Source organism: Brachyspira catarrhinii (assembly GCF_005518285.1).
Classification (GTDB): domain Bacteria; phylum Spirochaetota; class Brachyspiria; order Brachyspirales; family Brachyspiraceae; genus Brachyspira; species Brachyspira catarrhinii.
This window is the reverse complement of record NZ_SJDU01000160.1, coordinates 1-5,114: the sequence shown is the minus strand read 5'-3', so window position 1 is coordinate 5,114 and position 5,114 is coordinate 1. Positions and strand designations below refer to the sequence as shown.

The window sequence follows — 5,114 nt, the reverse complement described above, 5'->3', positions numbered from 1 at the left end:
ACGGAATAAATAAAGGAACGGCTTGGGAAAAGGCGTTCAAAAAGCCGTTGAAAATGTAAACGAAATTATTTGCAACGAATTAATCGATATGGACGCTTTGGAACAAGTTGAAATCGACAGAACGATGATAGAGCTTGACGGAACTGAAAACAAGGGAAAACTTGGAGCAAACGCTATATTGGGAGTGTCTCTTGCGGTTGCGAAAGCTGCGGCTAACGAGTTAGACATTCCTTTATATAGATATATTGGAGGAACTAACGCCAAAACTTTGCCCGTTCCTATGGCTAATATTCTAAACGGAGGCGCGCATTCAAGCGCTCCAATAGACTTTCAAGAGTATATGGTTATGCCTGTCGGTTCTCCCACTTTCAAAGAAGGAATTCGTTGCGTGGCTGAAGTTTTTCACAATTTGAAAAATATTCTTCATGATAAAGGTTTAAGCACAACGGTTGGAGACGAAGGCGGATTTGCTCCAGATTTGAAAGACAACGAAGAGCCTTTAAAAGTTATAATGCAGGCAATAGAAAAAGCAGGCTACAAACCTTATGACGATGTATGCATTGCGATGGACCCAGCTTCGAGTGAATTTTACGATAAAGATAAAAAGAAATATGTTTTCAAAAAGTCGGACAAAAGAGAGCTTACTTCTTACGAAATGGTTGATTTTTACGCTCATTTGGTTAACAATTATCCTATAATTTCAATCGAGGACGCTACTGCCGAAGACGATTGGGAAGGATGGAAAATCTTAACCGAAAAATTGGGCAAAAAAGTTCAATTAGTCGGAGACGATTTATTTGTTACGAATGTTAAAAGACTTCAAATGGGACTCGATAAAGGAGTCGCTAATTCCATACTTATAAAAGTTAATCAAATTGGCTCTTTAACCGAAACTTTGGATTCAATCGAACTTGCGAAAACTCATAATTACACTTCTGTCGTATCGCATCGTTCGGGCGAGACGGAAGACACCACAATAGCCGATATAGTTGTCGCCACAAATGCGGGACAGATAAAAACTGGAAGCGCATCGAGGAGCGATAGAATAGCGAAATATAATCAGCTTTTGAGAATAGAAGAAGAATTGGGAAATAGAGCAGTTTATTTGGGTAAAAAAGCTTTCTTTAATTTAAATTTAAAATAATTTATTTTATTGATTTATTGAATATAAAATATAAACGAACCTATTTCAAATAAAAAAACATTTGAAGTAGGTTTTGTTTTTTATTATAATCTTTATTAGTTTATTTTATTGGTAAGGGGAAATAACTATGGAAAATAAATGGATAATATGGAGCGAAAAATTTGAAGTCGGCTATAAAAGAGTGGACGACCAACATAGAGAACTTATTAATATAATAAACGATTTGCATGCGGCGGCGGAAAACGGAGATTTGTCGATTCCAGAAGTTAATGATAAATTTAAAATCATTCTAAAAAGGACGGTGGATTACGCCACATATCATTTTGCAACCGAAGAAAAAATAATGAAAGCGGTTCATTACAAATTCTTTAAAGAGCATATTTCAAAACATAGAGAATTTTCAAGCAAGGTTTTGGAAGAGGTTATAAAATATACAAACGGCGAAAATGTCGATATGGGAGATTTTATAATCTATTTGAGAGATTGGCTTTTTAGTCATATTATGGGAGAGGATAAAGCATTTGTAGACGAACTTAAAATAATACTCGAAAAAATGAAAGCGGAAGAAAAAAAATAAAATATTAATAATTCAAAACATGCAAAACGAAATTCAAAACAAAAATAAAAAAAAAATATGCGTCATAACCGATATAAACGGAATATACGGATTTGGGCATTTTACTCGAATGAAATTTATTGCAAATAAACTTAACTTTTTTTACGATTTCATATTTTCTTCAATTAATGAGAAAAGCGAATTATTTTTTAAATCAAATTTAAATCTAAATGTAGAAACTTGCAAATTTGACGAAATAAAAAAAATAAATCCATATTTGATAATAGTAGACTGTAGAGAAGTTGATAAAAAATATATAAAAAGATTAAAAAAAATATCTCCCGTTATAATTGTGGACAGCGTTGGAGAGGAAAGAAAATTTGCCGATATAGTTATAGAAATGTTGCCAAATTTAGATAACTCTGATTTGGTTAATATAAAACCTTTTTTAGCGACAGTTCTTAACTCGAATATAAAACCTCGATACGACAGCGAAGCTCCGATTCTCGTTTATTTGGGATTTAATAACGATTTGAAAAATAAAGCTTTTCAAATAATATCCAAAATAGAAAATAAAAAATTTGTATTTATAGAATCGCAAAACGAAAACGAAAATATAATATCAAAAAAATTCTCGCCCGATATATTTGAAAATCCTTATTCTGCGGTTATAACTTATTTCGGACTTACCGCTTTTGAATGCATAGAAGCTAAAATTCCCGTGATTTTATTATCTCCTACAAAATATCATAACGATTTGGGAGAAAAATGCGGCGATATATTTTTTAATTTGGGATTTTTTGAAGATATAAATATCGAAGAGGCTTTTAATAAAATAAATAATTTTCTTTTTGATTTTGATTTGCAAAACGAATATAAAGAAAATTCTAAAAATATAGATACGGAAAAATCTATTGAAAGAATAAAAATTATAATTGACAATATTGAAGATTTTCAAAGTATAGAATGCGCTTTTTGTAAATCAAAAAATATAGAATTAAAAAACAGAAACCATGAATCGAATTTATATAAATGCAAAAAATGCAATTCTTTATTCAGAAAATATTTTCTTCCCGTTTCAACCGATTATTCTTCAAAATATTTTATCGAAGATTATAAAAATCAATACGGAAAAACCTACGAAGAAGACGAAGAGAATTTGAAAGCGCTTGCAAAAAATCGTTTGGAAATAATAAAGAATATTAAGCCCGCTGGAAAAATATTAGATTTGGGTTCGGCGATGGGATTTTTTTTGAAAGAGGCTTCGTTAAACGGATACGAAACGGAAGGAATAGAAATAAGCGAATATGCGGCAAATTACTGCGTCAATAATCTTAATTTGTATGTTCATAATATTTCTTTGCTCGATTTTGAATATAAGGAAAAAGAATACGACATAATAACGGCTTGGTATGTTTTGGAGCATATATGCGATTTTGAGAAACTCTTAAAAAATATTTTATTCTCTCTTAAAGATGGCGGAATATTCGCTTTTGCCATGCCCAACGGAAACGGAATAAGCGGAAAGTTTAATAAAAATTACTTTAAGATAGTTCCGTGCGACCATGCATTTGAAACCAATCCTAAAGCTTTGAATAAATTTTTAAAAAACTATTCTCTAAAAAGAATTCATTTGAAAAACAAAAGCGTTTATTATGACAGATTTTGCGATATTTTTAATTTGAAATTCTTAAAAGAAAATAAAACTTCAAAAAATTTGTATAATTCATTCGCTAAAAAATATAATTTAGGCGACACTTTTGAATGCGTATATAAAAAAGATTAGATAGTCATTGAAAAAAAGGTTGTCATTGCGAACGAATGTGAAGCAATCTATTTATTTGGATTGCCACGACTTCTTGCCAAAGGCACACCTTCGGTGGCGAAGTCTCGCAATGACGATATAAATAAAAAAGCGCCACATTGAATATGACGCTTTTTCTTATCTTATCGTTTTTATAAATTTAAAATTTTATTATTTTGTAAAATCTTCTTCTACAGTATAGCTCATTACTTTCGCAGACAAGTGGCAACTATTTGCGCTTTTGAATGTGAATGTAAAAGGAACATCCATAACCATAACTTTTCCACTTATAGTTTTTTCATATTGTTCGACTTGTTTATCTTTATCGGCATTCCAGCTATCTATAGTAAGAGAAACTTGGCTTTTTAAAGCTTCAACGGTAAAAGTTATTTTACCATCGGAGGTTACCGTAAAGTTTTTTACTTGACTTTCCGCTGTAGCCGCATTCCAAGTTCCTACGATAGATGAAACTTTAAAAGTGTTAGAGTCTCCGCCAGAACCGTCCCCAGAACCCGAACCGCTGCCAGAACCTGAACCACTACCAGAATCGTCTGGAATTTCCGTGCCGACTCCGCCTTCTCCAGCGCCGCTTCCCGTTTTGTCGTTATTTTTACAGCTCAAGATTAAGCCGAAAATCAAAGCTCCTACAACCATGTAGGTAAAAAGTTTTTTGAAATTATACATTGATATCTCCTTTATTAAATAAAATTAATTTAAAATTATAAATAAATATATGTTTTTTATTTTACGCTTTCGGTCCATATCTAAATCCTAATTGAAGCCCAATCTCAAAAGCGTTCGCTCCAAGTTTTGAAGCTTCGATTTGAGGCGAAAAATCCTCTAATTCGGGTATTCCAGCTATTCTTGAAACGATTCCTAAATTTTTAACCGTAGGACCAAAAGCTCCGCCCACATACAAACCGAAATTCATAGCTATATTGTCCGTAAAGAATAGATAATAATCGAGCGTCACTCTCAAATAGCCGATAACGGATGGAGTAAATGTGTCCGTTATATCTTTTCTTTTAATGTCGATACTTCTTTCGTCATTAAATCCGATTTCCTGCCTTCCTAAAAAAGGCAGCTCGGCGGAGGCTTTCCCTGTAGTCGTTATTTTTACTTTTCCAGAACCTGGAATTTTAACTCCTCCGCCAATTCCTATAGCAATCGTTCCATTATCGCCGAGTCCGATATTGAATTTAGGAATCAGTCCGATTTTGAAACTGTTAAACGACATTCTGCATTTAATATCGTATCTAATGTCGGCGCTCAAATTTATGCCCATAAAATTAACAGGCATATTATTATAGTCTGTGTTGTTGTCAAAACCGTATAAATCCCAACTGTAGCCCAATTCAGCCAACGCGCTTATTGCGAAGCTTTCTTTGACTTGGAACATATAACCGATTTGAGCCTCAATTCCAACATCTGCTCCTATAGGCGGGTTTCCTTCATTAACTATACGCAACCCTTTAGTGCTTTTAGGGATTCCGACATTCATTCCAAAAGGCGCTTGAAGTAAAAACTCGAAACCGCTCGCCGCAAATGCCGATGTTCCGAGCGCCATCGTCATTGCCATTGTTAGAAGAAATTTTTTAATGTTTTTCATT

5 protein-coding genes are annotated in these 5,114 nt (G+C 33.1%); 3 read left to right on the top strand and 2 right to left on the bottom strand.

The window, feature by feature from the left end; all coding sequences use genetic code 11:
- The first annotated feature begins 22 nt into the window (after positions 1 to 22).
- From eno to EZH24_RS06980, 3 genes are all read left to right on the top strand, one after another.
- Positions 23 to 1,144, top strand: a complete 1,122-nt coding sequence (gene eno, locus EZH24_RS06990) for a phosphopyruvate hydratase (protein ID WP_336596091.1) — start codon at positions 23 to 25, stop codon at positions 1,142 to 1,144.
- 127 nt (positions 1,145 to 1,271) lie between these two features.
- On the top strand, positions 1,272 to 1,721 hold the full coding sequence (locus tag EZH24_RS06985; RefSeq protein ID WP_137998408.1) for a bacteriohemerythrin: 450 nt from the start codon (positions 1,272 to 1,274) through the stop codon (positions 1,719 to 1,721).
- A 19-nt stretch (positions 1,722 to 1,740) separates the two neighbouring features.
- A complete protein-coding gene (locus EZH24_RS06980) occupies positions 1,741 to 3,486 on the top strand; it encodes a class I SAM-dependent methyltransferase (protein ID WP_137998407.1) in 1,746 nt (581 codons plus the stop codon).
- Between the two features lie 189 nt (positions 3,487 to 3,675).
- Here EZH24_RS06980 and EZH24_RS14740 read toward each other — a convergent pair whose 3' ends face one another.
- On the bottom strand, positions 3,676 to 4,188 hold the full coding sequence (locus EZH24_RS14740; RefSeq protein WP_137998406.1) for a hypothetical protein: 513 nt from the start codon (positions 4,186 to 4,188) through the stop codon (positions 3,676 to 3,678).
- A 61-nt stretch (positions 4,189 to 4,249) separates the two neighbouring features.
- Positions 4,250 to 5,114, bottom strand: an 865-nt coding sequence (locus tag EZH24_RS14050; RefSeq protein WP_236847106.1) for a hypothetical protein, incomplete at its 5' end; no start/stop codon positions are given.

Coding starts and splice junctions, on each gene's coding strand:
- EZH24_RS06985 (WP_137998408.1), top strand. CDS start 1,272: ATGGAAAATAAATGGATAATATGGAGCGAAAAATTTGAAGTCGGCTAT.
- EZH24_RS06980 (WP_137998407.1), top strand. CDS start 1,741: ATGCAAAACGAAATTCAAAACAAAAATAAAAAAAAAATATGCGTCATA.
- EZH24_RS14740 (WP_137998406.1), bottom strand. CDS start 4,188: ATGTATAATTTCAAAAAACTTTTTACCTACATGGTTGTAGGAGCTTTG.